Raw genomic sequence first — 18,977 nt, 5'->3', positions numbered from 1 at the left:
GGTACCGCTGATTGATGTCATCTTTTGCATTTTGACATTTTTCCTATTAGCGGGGCTACAGGTAGCCAGACAGCAGGCAATTAGCGTCGATATTCCCAAAGCTAGCAGCGGTACGCCAGCGGCGCGAGAATTACTAATGGTCAGTCTCAGTGATGCGGGGCAATTATTTCTCGAACAGCAACCGATGGCACCCGGACAATTGATCGAAGCTGTCAAACAATACCGTCAAGCCCGTCCCAATAGCTCGATCGTCCTGTACGCGTCCAAACAGGTCACTTACAATAAAGTTGTCGAAGTCCTCGATGCGCTCCGTGGCGTTGCTGGAGATCGCGTCGCGTTAGCAACTTTACCCGCCAATACCACCGCGCCGACACCCCCAATCCTGCCGCCACCTGGATACTACCCCTACACCCCCTCTCCAGGCGGCGCAACTCCTTACAATCCCGCTCAAGGTGTCAACCCGACTACCACACCACCTAGTGTTGCGACACCACCGACAGGAATTACGCCACCAACGCAAGCCACTCCTAATGTTGTGACACCACCGACAGGAATTACGCCGCCAACGCAAGCCACACCAACTACCCCCAGCCAAACTCCCGCCACAACTCCCACAACTCCAACCCCCAGCAAATCGCCTACAGCAACTCCAACTAAATCGCCTTAAACTGGTTAAAAATGGAAACTACAGAAATCATTAAAGCATTACCGACACTTTCGATCGATGAACGATTGACGATCGCGACTATTGCGCTCAATTCGATTGAGACTCAAAAACAGGTGATGAGTGAGCGTCAATTAGAACAGCAATTAAAAATAGCGGCTAACTTAGCATTATAAGATTACGTCAACGACCCAGAGTTAACTATTTTTACTAGTCTTGATGGCGAAGATTTTTTGGAATAGTTAAAACAGCTATAACTTGAGGAAAGTAAATGCTCAGAGGTGAAATCTGGTTAGTGAATTTAGCACCAACAGTCGATAGTGAAATTAGAAAGACGAGACCTTGTGCGATCGTTAATGATGATGCAATTGGGGTATTACCATTGAAAGTTATCGTACCTATTACTGATTGGAAAGAAGCATTCAGTATTAGACCGTGGATGGTCGGAATCGAACCAACTCACGAGAATGGATCGATAAAATCATCTGCGGCTGACACGTTTCAAATTAGATCGGTTGCTGAAAGTAGATTGGTTAGGAAAATTGGGAATATTAGTGATGAAAATCTAGTGTCGATCGAGAAGGCATTGACTATCGTTCTCAAGCTTCGCTAAATGAGATCGAGTTAAATTCGTTCGGAAGAGAACAGACCTGAAAAGCTTACTCCGTGAAAGCTTGAATGGTGGGCAATGCCCACCCTACTGGGACGACACGACTAAAAATGTGGGCATTCAGAACGCTGAAAAATACAACTAGTAATATGTTTGACGATCGCTTTACCCACATTTTTAGTCGTGTCGAGCCACTACTTTTCTTGTTACAATGCTTAAGTATACATTTATGGGCACCACTCATGTTATCTCAGCATCAGAGTCAAGCTGTCTCATTGAAACCATTCCTCCATCATTATGGAGAAACACCTGAAGAACAAATCGAGAAAAATAGAGACGCGATCGAGTTATTAGGCAGTTGGTTATCTGAAGAAATATTAGTTACTGAATTAGCAGAACGTAAGTCCTACTTAGCCGATCTCAAGCAAACGATCGACAGTCAACGTCCTTCAGGCGCTAAGTTGTATAGTGATAAATGATTGTTTTTTTAGATAGTGGGATACTCGGCTTAATTGCTTCGCCCAATGAGAGAACAGAAGTAACTGCCTGTCAAAATTGGCTATTTGGTTTACTAGCGAAGGGTATTTATATTGTCAGTTCAGATATTTGCGATTATGAAATTCGGCGAAGTTTACTGTTATTAGAAAATCAAAAATTGAACCAGATTAGCTTAACGAGGCTAGATCGGTGGCGAGAGTCGATTGATTTTTTACCCCTGACAACTAATGTGATGCAGAAAGCAGCAAAGGTTTGGGCTGATTCTAAGCGTAGGGGTTTACCAACAGCCGATCGAGAGAATATCGACGCAGATATGATAATTTTGGCTCAATGGTCGTTATTGAGTGATGAATATTCAGGGCGGAGAATAGTTATTGCAACTACTAACGTCAAGCATCTGGAGCCATTCAGTGAAGCCATGCTTTGGCAAGATATTAGATTTTAATAGAGACTAACGATCGAGCGCATCTTTAAGGGCATATACCACCCGCTGCTGCTCGTCAGGCGTGAGTTCGGGGAACATCGGGAGCGAGAGTACCTGATGGCTGACTAGCTCGGTGACGGGGAAACTACCCACTGGCAGAGCGAGATCTTGATAGACTGCCTGGAGATGTAATGGTAGTGGGTAATAAATCATCGAAATCACCCCGGCTTCCTGAAGACTAGCACGGACTCGATCGCGATAGGCGGCTGGCTCGATTCCTGATGGTGCTACAACCCTAATCGTGTATTGATTCCAGGCTGATTCGCCCCCGGGGGTAGGTTGGGGAACGACAATATTGGGCACATTGGCAAGTAACTGGTGGTAGCGAGTAGCAACGGCGGCTCGGTGCTGGTTCCAGCGATCGAGATGGGGAAGTTTGACCTGGAGAATCGCCGCTTGCAGAGCATCGAGCCGACTATTGACACCGATCGCTTCGTGATAATATCGCTGACGGCTACCGTGTTCGCGGAACATCCGCAGATCGGCAGCGAGAGTCGGATCGTTGAGCGTCACAGCCCCACCATCGCCACAAGCGCCGAGATTTTTGGTAGGGAAGAAGCTAAAACAGCCGAAGTGTCCGATACTCCCGACGGGTTTGCCATGCCATTTTGCGCCTGTAGCTTGAGCGCAGTCTTCAATCACAATCAGATTATGCGCTGTGGCGATCGACATTAACTCTGTCATATCCAGCGGATTGCCGAACAAATGCACGGGCATAATTGCCCTAGTGCGCGGCGTAATGGCGGCGGCAAGTTGGCTGAGATCGAGATTAAAAGTAGCAATGTCGATATCGACAAACACGGGCGTCGCGCCCACGGCACTGATTGTCTCTGCCGTCGCAATAAATGTAAAGGGCGTGGTAATCACTTCATCCCCCGCACCGATTTTCATCGCTCTCAAGGCTAGATACAGCGCATCCGTGCCAGAATTGCAGCCAACGCAGTCAGTGGTGCCGATATAGCTGGCAAATTGCTGCTCGAAGCTCAGGACATTCGGGCCGCCAATATAAGCACCACTAGCTAAAACTTCTAATACCGCTGCACTGACATCAGCACCGATCGCTTGATACTGCCGTTTGAGGTCAAGAGGGGGGATGTTACTCACAACGTTAAATTAGGGGTTAGGGATGAGGGGTAAGGTGTTCGGGGAGTGCCCTGATGGGGAACTAAGTCTGGATCTAAATAGTAGCCGGACAACTTTTCGCCTAGCAGCAAAGAATTAAACCCCTGATGTTTGGCGATTCTCCAGGGGAGCGACTGAAATCACGCGGAGGTTTCCGACCCATGTGTTTCAGTTAAGACAGAGGCGACGCCAACGCGATCGATTTTCAATCAATTGTAGCGGAATAGTCCACCACATCGATGACGATCGACTTAATTTCCGATCGCGGCACGATCGGATCTTCGCTTTGATGACGCGATTCAAACGCCAGACGTTCCATAGTATGATGATTTTCCCCGCATGACAAATATCCATCCCGATCGCATGATTCACTTGAGTAGACAGACTGGCTGGTTTTCTTTGCTGCTATGGTTGCTGACGATCGCGCCAGCACAATGCCATCAATTACGCGTAGCGATTGCCTCAAAAATATCGCTCGATCTCGCCGCTTCGACACCTGCAATTATTACCGATGAGCGCGATCGTCAATTGGGCGCACTGCAACCGCAACAAGGATTAGTTGCCACAGTCAGTAAGGATCGGGTCGTCGTTGGTAATAACCAGGTGACGCAACTCTGGGTTAAGCCCCAGCAGGGTGGCTATATCTGGATTTCAGATCGCTGGTACCGTGGTACCGTGCGAGTCATCGCGACCAAAAATCGACTGCTAGCCATCAATCATGTCGATCTGGAGCAATATCTATCCAGTGTTTTAGGGGCAGAAATGAGTCCGACTTTTCCTGCCGAAGCACTCAAAGCTCAAGCCGTCGCCGCCCGCACTTACGCTCTCTATCGCAGCCAATCCACCAGTAACAAAGCTTTCGATCTCGATAGCACCCAAGCCAGTCAAGTTTATCCTGGTCTGTCGGGTGAGTCAGAACCCACTCAAGCCGCCGTCAATGCTACCCTCGGTCAAATTATGACTTATCAGGGCAAACCGATCCTCGCCGCTTTTCACTCGTCTTCTGGGGGGCACACAGAGAACGTTGAAGATATTTGGTCGGCTCGACTACCATATTTGCGAGGTGTCCCAGATTACGATCTGGGGTCGCCTGGATACGAGTGGACGCAGACATTTACTACCGCACAGCTCAGTCAAAGTCTCAAAGTCCAGCAGCTTCGATCGATCGCACCCGATCGCACTACGCCCTACGGTAGTGTTGTGAGTCTCAACATTAGTGGCAATACTACCAAAATTCTCCCCGGTAGTCAGTTCAGAACGGCTCTCAAACTCCGCAGTCTGCGGTTTACTATCTCTCCTACGCCTACCGGATTTCTCTTCACCGGACGCGGCTATGGGCATGGGCTAGGGATGAGTCAGTGGGGTGCATATTATCTAGCGGAGCAGGGGCAGAAGTATCCGAGCATTCTCGCTCATTATTATCAGGGGGTGGAGTTGGGGAGGGTGGGGGATTAGTGGGTAATGGGTAATGGGTAATGGGTAATTGTTACTACGAAGCGGCAAATGTTAGATATTAGTGAGTTTCGTTTTTCCTAGCGGAGGCAGAACCCGGTTCTGAGGGTCGGAACCCCCAGATCCCCCGTTGAAAGGCGGAACGCTGTCTCGATCGCGCTAAACCCTCGGGGAACCCGAGGAGCGCGAATCGCCGCCGCTCAAACTCTCCTGCGTATGGTTCGATCTGTGTGCTAGCGTGGCGCGGCATTCACTCCATTCTAGATTTTAGTTGAGAGTTATCAAAAGCTACCTATTACCATTACCTATTACTCACATCTTGCACTAGAATATAAGTACTAAATTTCCAACGAAACTAACTCTAATGCCAACCCCTGTGAGAACAGAAATTCTCGCTGACGCTCGATTGTTACAGTGATTCGATTGCACTATGTTCTGGTACCATTTTGCCATTTGGTGACTCCATAAATAAAGCAAAACTGGCTTGGAGTATTGTTGGAATTACTTAAAAAGAAACCGTCGTTGTATCTCAAACGGACGGTTTCTTCAATAATTCTTCGGTTCTTATCTATGAATGGCATTATGATTATTTCGCGTTAGCTTGATATTCTTCGTCCGTCACCGGCTTTAACCAATTTACCTGACTGTCGCCTTTGTAATTGGTAATGACAACATGCGTCATTCTGCTTTCGGGTGATGCGCCGTGCCAGTGTTCAATGTCGGGATTGCAAAGAATTACATCGCCTTTGTTAATCGTTTTGATAGGTTTGCCTTTTTCCTGATAAAGCCCTTTGCCTTCAGTTACGAGTATAGTTTGTCCCGCCGGATGGTTATGCCAGTTTGCCCGTGCGCCCTGCTCGAAGGTCACGCTGGCGATTGAAAAATTATTGGTTTCGTTTTTTGGAGCTAGAATCTGCACATAAACCGTTCCCGTAAAAGTTTTCGCCGAGGCTTTTTCGCCCTTTGGAAAAATCGTGTGTTCAGTTTTGTCTTCCGCCTTTTCCATTTTTGTTTGCTCTGGATTGGCTGTTTGCTGATTACTGCACGCGGCGGAAAAAAGTGCCGCGCAAAGCATCAATCCGATTGTTATTCTTTTCATAATTTTATGCTCCCGGTGATTACTCCGATTCAAATGTCACTGTAACGTCTCCCTTTCCAACGGCGGCTTCGAGTCTTGAAGGGTCGTCAACTCGTCCGAGTTTTGTATAACTGTATTGCGTCGGAAATGCTTTGTAGAAAAGCACCAAAGTATTGCTTCCCCAAAGCATCAGATCGCCGTTGCTGATTATTTTGGGATTGGAAGAGTCAGACGGCAAATTGTTTGAGAAATCATATTTCTTCTCGTTGCCGTTCGAGTCATCCATCTTCAGCGTTAATGGCAGCATCGCTTTGAAAGCGTTTGCCGTCTCATTGTCAAAAAGTGTGGCGTTAAAGGTTTGCTTACCGATTTTAATCTTCATCCTGCTGCCCTTTGTCTTGTTTCTATTGTTGATTTCCTCGTTATAGTTGTTGGTGTTAGAGACCATTGCCGAATGATCTCTATCGCAACTGGCAACACCGCCGAAAGAAAATAATACTGAAAACATCATTAGAATTAGGGATTTCATATTACTTTAAGTTCGTTTTGAAAAAGGTTTCCAACTTATCAAACGGAATAATATTTACCCGGTCATACAAATCAACGTGACTGGCATTCGGGATAATCATCAACTCTTTCGGCTCGGCTGCCGCTTTGTAAGCGTCTTCGCTAAAGTAGCGTGAGTGTGCCTTTTCACCGGCGATCAGCAGTATTGGACGCGGCGAAATCTCTTTGATGTAGCTCAGTAGCGGCATATTCATAAACGACAACGGGGTTGTCAGCGTCCACGAACCGTTTGAGTTGACCGCCCTGGAGTGAAAGCCGCGCGGCGTGCGGTAGTAGTCGTGATAGTCCACCAGGAATTGCGCTTCGCCGCCTTTCAACTCATTGGATACCGCGCCATAGGCGGGCTTCCTGTTTCTTGCGTCCTGCCAACGCTGCTTGCTTAGTTGCTCTAGGCTCTGCGTGCGCTGTGCGAGAGTCACACTGTCGTTGTAGCCCTTGGACATCACGCGGCTCATATCATACATAGTGCTGGTGGCGACAGCTTTGACGCGCTTGTCCACGGCGACAGCGTTCAACGCCATCCCGCCCCAGCCGCAGATGCCGATGATGCCGATCCGCTCCCGGTTAACGGAAGGATGCAGACCGAGGAAATCCACCGCTGCGCTGAAATCTTCGGTATTGATGTCGGGCGAGGCGACATTGCGCGTCTCGCCGCCGCTTTCGCCGGTGTAGGACGGGTCGAACGCCAGCGTCGCAAAGCCGCGCTCCGCCATAATCTGTGCATACAGCCCGGAAGATTGTTCTTTGACCGCACCGAACGGACCGCCCACGGCGATAGCCGCCAGCGTTTGACTGCCGCGATTTTTAGGCAGGTATAAATCGGCGGCGATAGTAATTCCATAACGAGTTTTGAAAGAGACTTTTTCCCTCGTCACCTTACCGCTAAGCTGAAAGGTGTAATTGTCGGCTTGTCCTGTCGGTTTCATATTATTTGTATTTTCAACTTTTGACGTTTGCGCGCAAGCCTGTCCGCCTATCATCAAAGCCATCACTGCTAAAATTAATATCTGTTTCATTTTTATTGTTCCTTATTTACATCGGCATCGTTTGTACCGTTTTTCGGATGGTTTAATTCTAACGGGAAGAAATCGGGTAGCGTGAGGACGTTTCACGAAAAAAACCGGACAATTCTCTAAAAATCCCCCGTTTAACGTGCTGACAAGAAAAGAAGCGTTTAAGATAAATTTATGAACAAAAAAGAGTTGGAATTAAAAAAGAAAAGGATGCAGATCGACCGTGAAGAGTTGATCGAAAGAATGACTCGCATCGCTCCCGAAAACAGCCTTATGGAAGCGTTTCCGGGCATTTTTATTTACCAGTCGTCGAAACCGACCGAGAGCGATATATCCGTCTTAAAACCCGCTTTTTGCGTAATTGCACAAGGCAGTAAGGATGTTCTCTTAAATGATGAATTATTTCACTATGATTCCGGGCATTACCTTATCTCGACTCTCGACTTACCGATTATGAGTAATGTCGTTGAAGCCTCTCGTGAAAAACCTTACTTGAATCTTCGCATAGACCTCGATCCGGAACTGGTTGCTTCGGTGATGATTGAATCGAATATAGAAACAAAAAAAAGCAGTGCAAAAATCAAAGCGATGGATGTCAGCCCGGTGGATGCCGATTTGCTTGATGCGGTCGTCAAATTGGTGAAACTTCTTGACACGCCGGACGAGATGAAATTATTCGCACCGTCTATTATCCGCGAAATTATTTATCGACTCTTAAAGGGCAGACAAGGGGAGCGATTGAGCCATCTAGTTATTGCCGAAGGCGACACCCAACGCATTTCAAGAGTGGTTAAGCAACTCCGCGAGAACATCGATCGACCGTTAAAAATTAATGATACAGCCCGCGAATTAGGTATGAGCGTGTCTGGCTTTCACAATCATTTCAAGTCCGTCACGGCGATGAGTCCCTTACAATTCCAAAAACAAATACGGCTTCAGGAGGCGCGTCGTCTTATGCTCGGCGAAAATATGGATGTTGCCAGTGCTGGTTTCCGCGTCGGTTATGAAGACCCGTCATATTTCAGCCGGGAATATAAAAAACTATTCGGCATTCCTCCGCTTCGTGACATCGCCAAGCTACGCAGCAATTTAGGGCAATAAGAATTTGATAGGTTTATTGGCGCAAAGGAGAGCAATTATTTTCGGTAGAGATGAAAGACCCGAACTCCTTATTCAAACATCCAGCCCCTGTACCTGCACACCTTCGGGATGTTCGATCGAGAATTGGTAGTTGATTTCCATCTTGCCATTGGCGGGTAAATCTAGTTCCCATACCAATCGCCCCAATTCGCCAGGTTGAATTTGCGGGGAGATTTTGAGCAATTTGATTTTGATTTGCTCGGTACGGCTGTGTGGAATTTGGTCGTTAATTTGAATGTGGTTGACGCGATCGAGTAGATTAGTTAGTTTGATCCGATACGCATAAGTGATGCGGCGATTGCCAGCGAGAAAGGTTTTATCGACTTGACGTTCGCTCAATTCTCGATCGATCTTAATTCCTTCATCGATGCCTAGATTGAGTTTGATTTCTTGCCCCGGTGCGGTATTTTCTAAGTTACTGGTACCGACAAACACCTCATCGCGAAAAATATTGGCTTTCCCTAGCAATAATGTCGCCCCGTCGCTACGATTTTTGGCTGTGGCTTGGAGATAAGCAAAACTTACCAATCTCGGCATCGCCACATACGCCAATTGGCACGGAAAATTATCGCTGAAAATAGTCGCTTTATGGGGATTGCCATCGCTGGGAATATTTCCACCGCCACCGAGTTGAAATGTCACGATACTACCTTGTTGGGACATATCGGCAACTACCGTTTCGGCGAGATATTCGTTCGGTTCTTCCGCTACTTCAGATCGATCGAAACTAGCTCCTACAGACATTGGTGCCGCTGGTGCTGCTTCCATCACGCGTGCGGTTCCGGCGGATACGCCTCTTTGGCGGAGCATCATCGGTACGGAGAGATCGATATACCAAGGATCTAATTTCGGCGGAAGAGTGCCCAATCCTGGCTTGGCGGTAGAAAGTGTCAGACTCACATCCGCCCAATCTTCACCAGTGGTTTGACAGATCTCGGCGAGATAGTCGAGCTGAATATTTTTATTAGTACTTTGCACGCGCAGATCGTATAGTGGTGTCCAGTGAGCGCGAGCGACGACATAGCTCAACTCTACTTGAAAGTTACCCGCGCCACTAGGTTCGTTGGCGTAGCCTTCCAAAATGGAAATCGCGATAGTTATCTCAAAACTTTCTTGACTATAGGGCGTCTCGACTTCTTCGAGTTGCAGCCGCAGACTCTGAAGTTGCTTGTCGATTTGTTGCTGCTGCTGGCGCAAATCTTCCCCTGCAAAGGCGTATTCGGTAGTTTTGGTACCGATGAAGTCGAGGAAGTTTTGGGCGTCTGCTAGCCCGATTTGCTGGCGAGCGAGACTGCGGGCGAAGGACTCTTGAGTTTTTTCGCGCAAGCCTTGGATAAAGTTGGCTTGCAGCTTGGTAGTGTCGATTTGGGCTTGGAGGCGGCGTTTCTCGGCTCCTAATCGATCGAGTTGGGCTGTCAATTGGGCGATCCGATCGGCTACTGGTTCGGTGGTATATTGGCGATCGGTGGTAACGCCCTGCAATTTGACAGCAACGCTCCCTTTGCCACTTACGCGCACGGATGCTGGATCGAGAGTCGTCGGTAAGTTACTAATTTTCAGTTGACGTTCGGTACCATCAAGCTGAATTTGTCCCTGACGCACGACTAGAGCGCGATCGGTATAAACAGTCACTGCCGTAATTTGAGTCTCGATCGAGATTGGCATAATAGTAATTTAGTGGCTGATTTTGGGATTGATATATTTAAGCATTAGCTATTTTCTGTTCCACAACGATCTACGCATCTACCGTAATCGTCTAGAGACGATCCATTGTCGATTCGGGCGTTAATTGTCTTTTGGAAAAAATCGATGAGCGATTCCCCATCCGAATATCTTCATGTCGCAGGTAATTCTACCGATCGAGTGGTAGCATTGCCAGATTCACTTACTAGTATCGCCGCCGAACGCCAGACGATCGCCCAATTACTCGCAATTGGGACGGCACTTTCCGATTGTCTCAATTTAACAGAATTACTCGATCTCATTTTAGCTAAAAGTCGTGAAATTACCTGTAGCGACGCAGGTAGCGTGTATCTGATCGATCGCAGCCACGGCGAACCGAAGCTGATTTTTAAAGCGGCTCAAAATGATTCCCTCCCGCATCTGTCTTTTGAGTTAGCGAGTATCCCGCTGAATCTAGAGAGTCTGGCTGGCTATGTCGCAACTACGAGCGAAAGTCTGAATATTCCCGACGCTTACGCACTGACAGATGATGTCCCTTACAAATTCGATCGACACTTCGATCTAGAGTTCGCCTACCGTACCGTCTCCGTGCTGGTATTACCGATGCAAAATCGCGATGGCGAGACGATTGGCGTCCTCCAATTGATCGATCGCAAACTCAAAGCCGATCTCCGGATTACCCCCACTAATGCCCTCTCAATTACCCAACCCTATTCTGACTGGGAACGCCAAATCGTCCGCTCCCTGGCTTCCCAAGCTGCAATTTCGATCGAGCGCAATCACCTATTAGATAGTATCGAGGAACTATTCGCGGGCTTCATCACCGCCTCAGTCCAAATCATCGAAAGCCGCGATCCGACTACCGCCGGACATTCCGAGCGCGTTGCCAAACTGAGCCTGCGCCTGAGCGAGGAAGTCAATGATGTCACCACCGGGATCCTCGCACCGCTCCGATTTAGCGCTCGTCAGCTCCAAGAAATCCGCTACGCCGCCTTACTACATGACTTCGGTAAGATTAGCATTCCTGAAGAGATCGTTCAAAAAAGTAAAAAACTCTATCCCCATCAACTTACCGAACTCACTCACCGCTTCAATTTGCTCCGACAGACTTGGAAATTGGAGTGCGCCGAACAAAAATTCAACTATTTATTAAATCCACCCATCGCCGTTCGGCATCAACCGGGCGATAATTGTCTCCATTGCGGCTATGTCAGCCAGCTCGATCTCGAATTAAATACCAAGCTCGATCGCTTACAATCTTATTGGGAGTTAGTAAATAAACTCAACCAACCCGATGTTGTCAATACATCAGAATTTGCCCAGCAATTAGAGACGATCGTCACCGATCTTCACCAACTCGCTCAATATACCTACCGCGATCTCGATGGCAAGTTTCAACCCTTACTAACTCCCGCCGAAATCGAACAACTCCTGATTCCTAGAGGTACGCTCACCGCTACCGAACGCGCGATCGTCGAATCACATGTCAGCCATACTTATGATTTTCTGTGCCAGATTCCCTGGACGAAACATCTTCAAGATGTCCCGAAAATTGCGGGTTCCCATCATGAAAAACTAGATGGTAGTGGCTATCCCCGAGGACTAACCACCGCCGCAATTCCGATCCAGTCACAAATTATGACGATCGCCGATATTTATGATGCCCTCACTGCCAGCGATCGACCATACAAACCGCGTTTATCACTCGATCGATCCTTATCAATTTTACGTCAAGAAGCTGCTGCTGGTAAACTCAATCTTCATCTCTTAGAGTTATTTGAACAGCGTCAAGTCTACTCAGTTATAAATTCTATTTAAAATAGATATTATTTGACTCACTTTGGGACTAATTTATCAATAAATTTTAGTAATTCTATTTAATGTGCAAGAACACTGTAGGGTGTGTTATCCCGGAGGGTAACGCACCAGGGATAATCTAGATCCGGTACATCTCACGACTCGGCTCGGATTGCGATATTAGATTGCCATCGACATCTAGACGACAACAAAATATAGCTTGCTATATTACCAATCAAACGAGCGGAATAAATATGCCCTTTACCTTTGCCCATCCCATCGCCGCCGCCCCCATTTGGCTTGGTTCAAAGCGTAAGCTCGATCTACCCAGCCTGATTATCGGCTCGATGATTCCCGATATTGAATACTTCCTATCATTACAGCCAGTTAAAACAATCGGACATACTTTTACTGGCATCCTCCTTCAAGGTATCCCTTATTCGATCGCGCTGTTGCTAATTAGTCGTTATATTTTAATGCGCCCTTGTTTAGCATTACTTCCACCACGATTAGCTCGACATTTGCCATCGCCAACTAGCTATTTTTCGCTTAAATCTCTATACCTGCTCAATGTCATCGGATCGATAATCATCGGAGCTAGCAGCCATCTAATCTGGGATTTTTTCATTCATCGTACCAAGTCGGTTGTCAACCATTCTCAGCGAATTCAGGCTCATTTTAGCGAAGCATCAATGTATCAACTATTTCACTTGGGCAGCACGGCAATCGGATTGATTGCCATCGTTATCTGGTTGTTAAAATGGCTCGATCGCACTGAATATCGTCACCAAATTGAAACATTAACACCCAACTGGCGCGGTATAGCTGCGATCGCGATCGTCTTACCAGCATTTGGGTTAGCGATCGTCGCGATCGAGGCCAACCATGTAGTTGGTGAAACAGCACTTGAAGTCTTTGTCAGAGCTTTAATCGGGTGTATTTCTGGCACCTTTGTGGGATTGTGCTTATATTCGATCGGCTTTTGGATCTGCGAGAAGTTTAAACCGGGTTCGACAACGATTTAACTAACTTATTTAACGAATAAATCGGGGATTCGATCGCCAATATTATCGCTTGTTTAATTAGTTAAAATCGAACTTTTACTTGACAAACCAATTTAGTAATGTGGACACGATCGATAGCACAAACGATCCGGCGATCGCTGGAACGATCCCCCCAATAAAAAATCCCGGCACATACCACGAAACAAACATCAAACACAGCACATTAATTGCCAGTGAAGATATCCCCAATGTAATAATCGTCAAGGGAAAAGTGAGGAATTTGAGAATCGGACTCACCGTACTATTAATCAACCCTAATACTAAAGCGGCTATCAGCGCCGTTACAAAATCTCGCAGCCGAAACTGTCCTGGCAAAATATAGTCGATAATCCGTTGGGTAATCAAAAACGCGATCGCATTGAGAACCCAGTTAATCAGTAATTTGAACATACTAGAGATGGGAGCTGGGAGATGGAGGATGGGAGATAGGATTCCGACGCCATGCCAACGCGATTTGTTCGATCGTCGGCTCTATTTTTGCGATAAACTGTCCATGTTAAGGATTGTAAAAATCTAGCTCGATATCACTTGCCCAGATTCGATCCTCCCTACCTTGCGTTCGCATAGCGTCGGCTTTGCCAAATCGCCACACAATTGTTTGCCTGAAAATATGCCTACTATTATCGCCTTAATCCTTGCTTCGATCCTAACCTTATTTCCCGGTCATGCGATTGCAGCGGGAGGCACCTCTCAATACAAACCATCACTCTCTTACGACAACGCCGAACTAAACGGTCAAGATTTCTCAGGCAAAGATCTCAAAACGGCAGTATTCACCACCGCCAAACTCGATGATACCAATTTTTCCGGCGCAGACCTCACGGGCGTAGTCATCAGCTCGTCAACCCTCAACCGCACCAATCTCCACGGTGCAAATCTCTCTCAAGGCTTACTAGATCAAGTCCGGTTTGTCGGTGCCGATTTGAGTGATGCTGTATTCACTGAGGCGATGATGCTACGATCCACATTTACAAATGTCAACATTGCTGGCGCAGATTTTTCCGATGCAATTTTAGGCAAGCTCCAACAAAAAGAACTCTGCAAAATTGCCACTGGTACCAATTCCAAAACCGGAATCGCCACCCGCGACTCTCTCGCCTGTAAATAAGCTACAGTTCTAACTTGGGTTAAAATCCCCTCCCTGGAGGGGTGTCCGAAGGACGGGGTGGGTAAGATCTACGCAGCTCACCACACATAGCAACGAACAGGATCGATCTAGAGAATTGAAATGAAACGAATTGGTGTAATTGGCGGCGGACAACTAGCGTGGATGATGGCTAGTGCCGCCCAAGAATTGGGAATAGAATTAGTCATTCAAACTCCCCACGATACGGATGTCGCTGTCAGCTTAGCGACAGAAATAGTCCTCGCAGATGTAGATGATGTCGCCGCCACAGCAATTTTGGCAACTAAATGCGACGCGATTACCTTTGAAAATGAGTTCGTCGATTTAGAAGGGTTGGGCAAACTCGCTATCGCCCAAAATGTCAGTTTTCTGCCGCCCCTAACTGCCCTAGCTCCACTCTTAGATAAGTATACTCAACGTTGCTACCTGCGAGATTTAGGGCTACCAGTGCCACAATTTGCCGTACTAGAACAGCCCGAATTACCCCCAGGGTTTGAATTTCCCGTCGTCATCAAAGCCAGACGCAATGGTTATGACGGACAGGGGACATTTATCGTCAAAGATGCGTCTGTCCTAGCAGCCCTCTACCATCGCTACCCGGACACGCCATTTCTAATCGAGGAATTCGTCAAATTCGATCGCGAGTTAGCCGTCATTGCCGCCAGAGGTGTCAATGGTGAAGTAATTGCCTATCCCATCCTGGAAACTCAACAGGAAGACCAAGTGTGTCGGCGGGTATTCACTCTGGATGATTTACCCACCGAGGTTGTCGCAACTTGTAACTCGATCGCCTCCAAATTACTAACCAGTCTAGGCGCAGTTGGTGTATTTGGAATCGAGTTATTTCTCACCGCTGATGGCAAAGTATCTGTCAACGAAATTGCCCCCCGCACGCACAATTCTGGACATCTGACGATCGAAGCCTGTGCTACATCTCAGTTTAGTCAACTGATTCGGGCGGTTGCTGGTTTACCATTGGGTAGTACCGCACTCACCTGTGGCGGTGCAGTAATGGTCAATTTATTGGGCTATGAAGACACTCACAGCGATTACCCAGACAAACGCCAGCAGCTAGCAGCCATCCCCAATGCCCACGTCCACTGGTATGCCAAGGAGTCGAGAATCGGACGCAAACTCGGCCATGTGACGATTGTCGTCGGCAGGGACGATGAGCATCAAGACTACCTGTCGCAGGCTCAATCTCTAGCACGACAAGTAGAGACAATCTGGTATCCATAAGTAATCTGGTCGTGCGCAGATCTAAAGTTTACGAAACTTGATGTACCGCCTCAGCAAACAGAAACTTACTTATAATGCAAGAATAACTTTACCAAATAATAACTTTTACCAACGATCGATCGAGATCGATACATCAATCGTCAGATTTCATCTACCGATCGAGTCTAAACTATTTCACTCAGATTAAATATAATCAAACTTAACGATCGAAATATTGGAGCAATTACATCACCTATGAGCATGGAGACGCTAGAGTTTATCATCTACCCAGATGGACGAGTGCATGAAAAAGTCACTGGTGTAGTGGGTCAGTCTTGCACCGTTGTAACCGCCGCGATCGAATCCGAACTAGGTGATGTCGTCAGCCAATCGCAAACTGCGGAATATTTTGCCCAAAACCTCGAACTAACTGCTGCTGCGACGACTCAAGCTACTTGGTAACTCCACAGCTAGCTATTAATTACTAATTATTCACCCATTACCACCCACACCTATATGTCGCACTTTAGCAATATCAAAACCAAGATTCGCAATGTAGAATCGCTCACCGCAGCACTGACAGATCTAGGCATCGAGTGGAAAACTGGCTCGCAGCCAGTACGCGGCTATCAAGGCGATACCCGTACCGCCGCCGTCATCATCGAGCAGGAAAATGGCTACGATATCGGCTTCAGCAGCAACGGCAATAACGAATACGAACTAGTTGCTGACTTGCAATTCTGGCAGCAAAACTGGTCGGTCGATCGCTTTTTGAGCCAAGTCACCCAGCGTTATGCTTATCATACAGTATTGACCGAAGCCACCAAGCAAGGTTTCCAAGTCGCCGAAGAACGCAACCAAAACGACGGCTCGATTAAACTAGTCGTCCAACGCTGGAGTGCCTAAATAATGGCTGCTTTTACCCCACCGCCAGATGAGAACCAGTCAGGATTCGCGCCAGAGCTAGGCGGCTTCTTGCGCGATGCCGAAGATCGATCGGGGTTCGAGCCAGAACTTGGTGGGGTATGGCGACAAAAGGGCGTATATGTAGACGAGATGACATGTATCGGTTGTCTCCACTGCGCCCATACCGCCCGGAATACATTTTTTATCGAGCCAGAACACGGGAGAGCGAGGGTAGTGCGCCAAGATGGCGATCTCGAAGATACGATCCAAGAAGCGATCGATACTTGTCCGGTTAATTGTATCCAATGGGTAGATTATACCGAGTTAAAGAAATTAGAAACAGAACGTCAATATCAAGAAATCCCGATGGCTGGCTTCCCGGTAGACAGAGCCACCGTCGCCGCAAAGATGCGCCGTCGCAAACTGAATCAGGGAAAATAGGATTTTAGATTCGATGCGAATAGTATAATTACTACAATTTGGCAAACATAATGAGTAACGCAGCCGTTCAAATGCTTTTAAAAGAAGCCGAGAATTTAACTAGAGCAGAAAAAGTAGAGTTAATTGATTCTTTGACAAAGCAAATAGAAAGTCAACCTGCGAAAATTGAGGAAAATAACCTAGCTGACTTTTTCCAAAGTTCCCCTCTAGTTGGAGTAGACATAGATCTTACACGCCAAGTAGATGTGAATGAGCGTGAAGTCAATCTATGAATTACATTTTAGATACTAATGTGATTTCAGAAGCCATTGTTAAACAACCAAATCGACAGGTACTCAACTGGCTAAAAACAACGGATTCACAAAGACTATATTTGAGTGTAGTCACTATTGGTGAAGTCAAGAAATGAATTGAAAAGCTTCCGCAATCGCATCGGAGAGAAACTATCGAAAACTGGTTTGAGAATGATTTGTTCGCTCGATTTTCCGGTCGGATTCTGGAAGTAGATATCTCAGTGATGTTAATCTGGGGAGAACTGGTAGGAAAACTGGAAAAAGAAGGACGTAAATTACCTGCTTTCGATTCTTTAATCGCGGCAACTGCAAAACATTATAACTACACTTTAGTTACTCGTAATGAAAAGGATTTTGCAGGAATAGATATTGTGGTTTTTAATCCTTTTAAATGAATCTGGGGCTTGTGATTCAATATGATATTGGGATCGATCGGCGATGAAGATGCAATACTTTTTGACATATCATCTGATATATTAACATTAGGAAATTAATGTTGATATTTTTTGAATTTACTACTCGCTTATCCTATTAAAGCGCGAAGGCTTTCTGCATCCCAACAGTCAGGGCCAGCACATTCTAGACATTCGATAAGTTCTTCATGTATATTCTGGGGCGGATAAAATGGAGGGCTGTAGCCATATCTTAATCCAAGAGTATTAATACACAACCAACTAATAGTAAGTTGTAAATTTGGTAAATGTCCACCCCAAAATAATTGAGCAATGACATAGCAATTCTCACAAGCTCCAAATTCCTTAATTATTTCCTTTACATTAAGTTCTTCGGTAAAATTAGACCAACTTCCATCTACTCCTCCATCATCGACAAATTTACCAGGATTTGGGGCACCGATCTTAAATGCTAATGTTTGATGTAGAGTTGAAATCAACTGAATACTTAAAACATCATCTGAAGACGCACTGTATTCTCGAACTAGATCCCAACAGGCAACAATCGCCAGTATAAATTCTTCTTCCGTACAAAAGAAGCGATCTTCGGAAACAAGACATTCAAGTGAAAATAAACTTCTTGCAAATTCAACCTCAAAGGAATTCTCAATCGATAGTTTATCTGACATTGGCTAATTATTTGATAAGAGTATCGCGTTTTCGATCCCACCAATCATCGTTGGCTTCTATAGGTTTGCCGCTTTCAAGTCCTTCAATTAACATTCCTTCAATGCGTTCTTTTGCTCTTTCAACGTTTAGAAGAGCGCATAAATAATCATCTGTAGAACCAAATCCATTTTTTATGGTTTGACGTTCAGGAAAAGCTTGTAGGTCTTCAGGGATAGATAATGTAATTTCAACCATTTTGGCAACCTTAAAATCCTAAGTCCATCTGTGCTGCTTTCGCCGCTACTAGAATCTCCTCATCCGACTTCTCACCCCAATCAGGATCGCCGATTTCTTCGTAAAACTTCTGGTCATAAGGACGAGTGCGAACCACCACAGGCATCGGTACGGCATGTCCTAATACTAACGCTTGTTGTTTAGAATCTAACTTCGCCAACACCGACTTCAATCCCTGTGCGCCGGATACACCTGTAAAGATCGCATCGATATCTTTTTCATCGTTAATTAACGCCGTAATCCGTGTACCGATTTGGGACATAATTTCATTATCAATCCCCGATGGACGTTGATCGACAATTAATAATGTTACGAAAAACTTCCGCATTTCCCGCGCGATCGTGCCAAAGATGGTACTCTTAGCAATAGCCGGATCTAAGAAACGATGGGCTTCCTCGATCGTGATAATAAGCGGATAAGGTCGATCGGATTCCTGTTTACTTTGGAGATATTGTTCGGCTTTATT

Annotated in this window: 25 protein-coding genes; 16 read left to right on the top strand and 9 right to left on the bottom strand. The window is 46.4% G+C overall.

Annotation, left to right across the window (positions count from 1 at the left end):
• From RMO52_RS17875 to RMO52_RS17855, 5 genes are all read left to right on the top strand, one after another.
• Nucleotides 1–667, top strand: a 667-nt coding sequence (locus tag RMO52_RS17875; protein WP_310416904.1) for a biopolymer transporter ExbD, incomplete at its 5' end; no start/stop codon positions are given.
• Nucleotides 668–678: 11 nt separating this feature from the next.
• Nucleotides 679–840 (top strand): hypothetical protein, encoded by a 162-nt coding sequence (locus RMO52_RS17870; protein WP_309742777.1) that lies wholly within the window; start codon nucleotides 679–681, stop codon nucleotides 838–840.
• A gap of 95 nt (nucleotides 841–935) precedes the next feature.
• Nucleotides 936–1,277, top strand: coding sequence for a type II toxin-antitoxin system PemK/MazF family toxin (locus RMO52_RS17865; RefSeq protein WP_309742779.1), 342 nt, complete (start codon nucleotides 936–938; stop codon nucleotides 1,275–1,277).
• A 239-nt stretch (nucleotides 1,278–1,516) separates the two neighbouring features.
• A complete protein-coding gene (locus RMO52_RS17860; RefSeq protein ID WP_310416901.1) occupies nucleotides 1,517–1,753 on the top strand; it encodes a hypothetical protein in 237 nt (78 codons plus the stop codon).
• On the top strand, nucleotides 1,750–2,217 hold the full coding sequence (locus RMO52_RS17855) for a hypothetical protein (protein ID WP_309742950.1): 468 nt from the start codon (nucleotides 1,750–1,752) through the stop codon (nucleotides 2,215–2,217). The genes RMO52_RS17860 and RMO52_RS17855 overlap by 4 nt, the downstream gene beginning before the upstream one ends.
• A gap of 6 nt (nucleotides 2,218–2,223) precedes the next feature.
• Here RMO52_RS17855 and RMO52_RS17850 read toward each other — a convergent pair whose 3' ends face one another.
• Nucleotides 2,224–3,360, bottom strand: coding sequence for a DegT/DnrJ/EryC1/StrS family aminotransferase (locus tag RMO52_RS17850; protein ID WP_309742952.1), 1,137 nt, complete (start codon nucleotides 3,358–3,360; stop codon nucleotides 2,224–2,226).
• A 357-nt stretch (nucleotides 3,361–3,717) separates the two neighbouring features.
• Between RMO52_RS17850 and RMO52_RS17845 the strand changes: the two genes are divergently transcribed.
• A complete protein-coding gene (locus RMO52_RS17845; protein WP_310416897.1) occupies nucleotides 3,718–4,833 on the top strand; it encodes a SpoIID/LytB domain-containing protein in 1,116 nt (371 codons plus the stop codon).
• A gap of 583 nt (nucleotides 4,834–5,416) precedes the next feature.
• Here the strand turns inward: RMO52_RS17845 and RMO52_RS17840 are convergent.
• The 3 genes from RMO52_RS17840 to RMO52_RS17830 are packed head-to-tail and all read right to left on the bottom strand — an operon-like array spanning nucleotide 5,417 to nucleotide 7,401.
• Nucleotides 5,417–5,929 carry a cupin domain-containing protein gene (locus tag RMO52_RS17840; RefSeq protein ID WP_310416892.1) on the bottom strand — a complete coding sequence of 171 codons (513 nt, stop codon included), beginning with the start codon at nucleotides 5,927–5,929 and terminating at the stop codon, nucleotides 5,417–5,419.
• Nucleotides 5,930–5,948: 19 nt separating this feature from the next.
• A complete protein-coding gene (locus tag RMO52_RS17835; RefSeq protein ID WP_310416889.1) occupies nucleotides 5,949–6,419 on the bottom strand; it encodes a cyclophilin-like fold protein in 471 nt (156 codons plus the stop codon).
• 19 nt (nucleotides 6,420–6,438) lie between these two features.
• A complete protein-coding gene (locus RMO52_RS17830; RefSeq protein WP_396135044.1) occupies nucleotides 6,439–7,401 on the bottom strand; it encodes an alpha/beta hydrolase in 963 nt (320 codons plus the stop codon).
• A gap of 261 nt (nucleotides 7,402–7,662) precedes the next feature.
• On the opposite strand from RMO52_RS17830, the gene RMO52_RS17825 reads away from it, so the two are divergent.
• Nucleotides 7,663–8,589, top strand: coding sequence for an AraC family transcriptional regulator (locus tag RMO52_RS17825; RefSeq protein WP_310416883.1), 927 nt, complete (start codon nucleotides 7,663–7,665; stop codon nucleotides 8,587–8,589).
• 72 nt (nucleotides 8,590–8,661) lie between these two features.
• Here RMO52_RS17825 and RMO52_RS17820 read toward each other — a convergent pair whose 3' ends face one another.
• Nucleotides 8,662–10,293 (bottom strand): mucoidy inhibitor MuiA family protein, encoded by a 1,632-nt coding sequence (locus tag RMO52_RS17820; RefSeq protein WP_310416880.1) that lies wholly within the window; start codon nucleotides 10,291–10,293, stop codon nucleotides 8,662–8,664.
• Between the two features lie 144 nt (nucleotides 10,294–10,437).
• Between RMO52_RS17820 and RMO52_RS17815 the strand changes: the two genes are divergently transcribed.
• Both RMO52_RS17815 and RMO52_RS17810 read left to right on the top strand, forming a co-directional pair.
• Entirely contained in the window at nucleotides 10,438–12,129 is a 1,692-nt protein-coding gene (locus RMO52_RS17815; protein ID WP_310416877.1) for an HD domain-containing phosphohydrolase, read from the top strand.
• Between the two features lie 233 nt (nucleotides 12,130–12,362).
• Nucleotides 12,363–13,133, top strand: a complete 771-nt coding sequence (locus RMO52_RS17810; RefSeq protein ID WP_310416873.1) for a DUF4184 family protein — start codon at nucleotides 12,363–12,365, stop codon at nucleotides 13,131–13,133.
• A gap of 75 nt (nucleotides 13,134–13,208) precedes the next feature.
• On the opposite strand, the gene RMO52_RS17805 is transcribed toward RMO52_RS17810, so the two are convergent.
• Nucleotides 13,209–13,562 carry a phage holin family protein gene (locus RMO52_RS17805; protein WP_309742274.1) on the bottom strand — a complete coding sequence of 118 codons (354 nt, stop codon included), beginning with the start codon at nucleotides 13,560–13,562 and terminating at the stop codon, nucleotides 13,209–13,211.
• Between the two features lie 163 nt (nucleotides 13,563–13,725).
• Between RMO52_RS17805 and RMO52_RS17800 the strand changes: the two genes are divergently transcribed.
• The 7 genes from RMO52_RS17800 (at nucleotide 13,726) to RMO52_RS17770 (ending at nucleotide 17,551) form a co-directional block, all read left to right on the top strand.
• Nucleotides 13,726–14,280, top strand: a complete 555-nt coding sequence (locus RMO52_RS17800; RefSeq protein WP_309742276.1) for a pentapeptide repeat-containing protein — start codon at nucleotides 13,726–13,728, stop codon at nucleotides 14,278–14,280.
• A 120-nt stretch (nucleotides 14,281–14,400) separates the two neighbouring features.
• Nucleotides 14,401–15,537, top strand: coding sequence for a 5-(carboxyamino)imidazole ribonucleotide synthase (locus RMO52_RS17795; RefSeq protein WP_310416868.1), 1,137 nt, complete (start codon nucleotides 14,401–14,403; stop codon nucleotides 15,535–15,537).
• 234 nt (nucleotides 15,538–15,771) lie between these two features.
• On the top strand, nucleotides 15,772–15,978 hold the full coding sequence (locus RMO52_RS17790) for a DUF2997 domain-containing protein (RefSeq protein ID WP_310416865.1): 207 nt from the start codon (nucleotides 15,772–15,774) through the stop codon (nucleotides 15,976–15,978).
• Nucleotides 15,979–16,032: 54 nt separating this feature from the next.
• Nucleotides 16,033–16,422, top strand: coding sequence for a DUF1257 domain-containing protein (locus tag RMO52_RS17785; RefSeq protein WP_309742279.1), 390 nt, complete (start codon nucleotides 16,033–16,035; stop codon nucleotides 16,420–16,422).
• 3 nt (nucleotides 16,423–16,425) lie between these two features.
• Nucleotides 16,426–16,863, top strand: coding sequence for a ferredoxin (locus RMO52_RS17780; protein ID WP_310416861.1), 438 nt, complete (start codon nucleotides 16,426–16,428; stop codon nucleotides 16,861–16,863).
• Between the two features lie 50 nt (nucleotides 16,864–16,913).
• Entirely contained in the window at nucleotides 16,914–17,135 is a 222-nt protein-coding gene (locus tag RMO52_RS17775) for a hypothetical protein (RefSeq protein ID WP_310416858.1), read from the top strand.
• A gap of 137 nt (nucleotides 17,136–17,272) precedes the next feature.
• Nucleotides 17,273–17,551, top strand: coding sequence for a PIN domain-containing protein (locus RMO52_RS17770; protein ID WP_310416908.1), 279 nt, complete (start codon nucleotides 17,273–17,275; stop codon nucleotides 17,549–17,551).
• Nucleotides 17,552–17,679: 128 nt separating this feature from the next.
• On the opposite strand, the gene RMO52_RS17765 is transcribed toward RMO52_RS17770, so the two are convergent.
• The 3 genes from RMO52_RS17765 to RMO52_RS17755 form a co-directional block, all read right to left on the bottom strand.
• On the bottom strand, nucleotides 17,680–18,237 hold the full coding sequence (locus tag RMO52_RS17765; RefSeq protein WP_310416855.1) for a hypothetical protein: 558 nt from the start codon (nucleotides 18,235–18,237) through the stop codon (nucleotides 17,680–17,682).
• Nucleotides 18,238–18,244: 7 nt separating this feature from the next.
• Nucleotides 18,245–18,472 carry a type II toxin-antitoxin system ParD family antitoxin gene (locus RMO52_RS17760; protein ID WP_310416852.1) on the bottom strand — a complete coding sequence of 76 codons (228 nt, stop codon included), beginning with the start codon at nucleotides 18,470–18,472 and terminating at the stop codon, nucleotides 18,245–18,247.
• 10 nt (nucleotides 18,473–18,482) lie between these two features.
• Nucleotides 18,483–18,977, bottom strand: a 495-nt coding sequence (locus RMO52_RS17755) for an ATP-binding protein (RefSeq protein ID WP_310416850.1), incomplete at its 5' end; no start/stop codon positions are given.

Source organism: Chamaesiphon sp. OTE_8_metabat_110 (genome assembly GCF_031382685.1).
GTDB lineage: Bacteria > Cyanobacteriota > Cyanobacteriia > Cyanobacteriales > Chamaesiphonaceae > Chamaesiphon.
The sequence above is the reverse complement of the archived record's forward strand: the minus strand, read 5'-3'. Positions and strand labels throughout refer to the sequence as shown.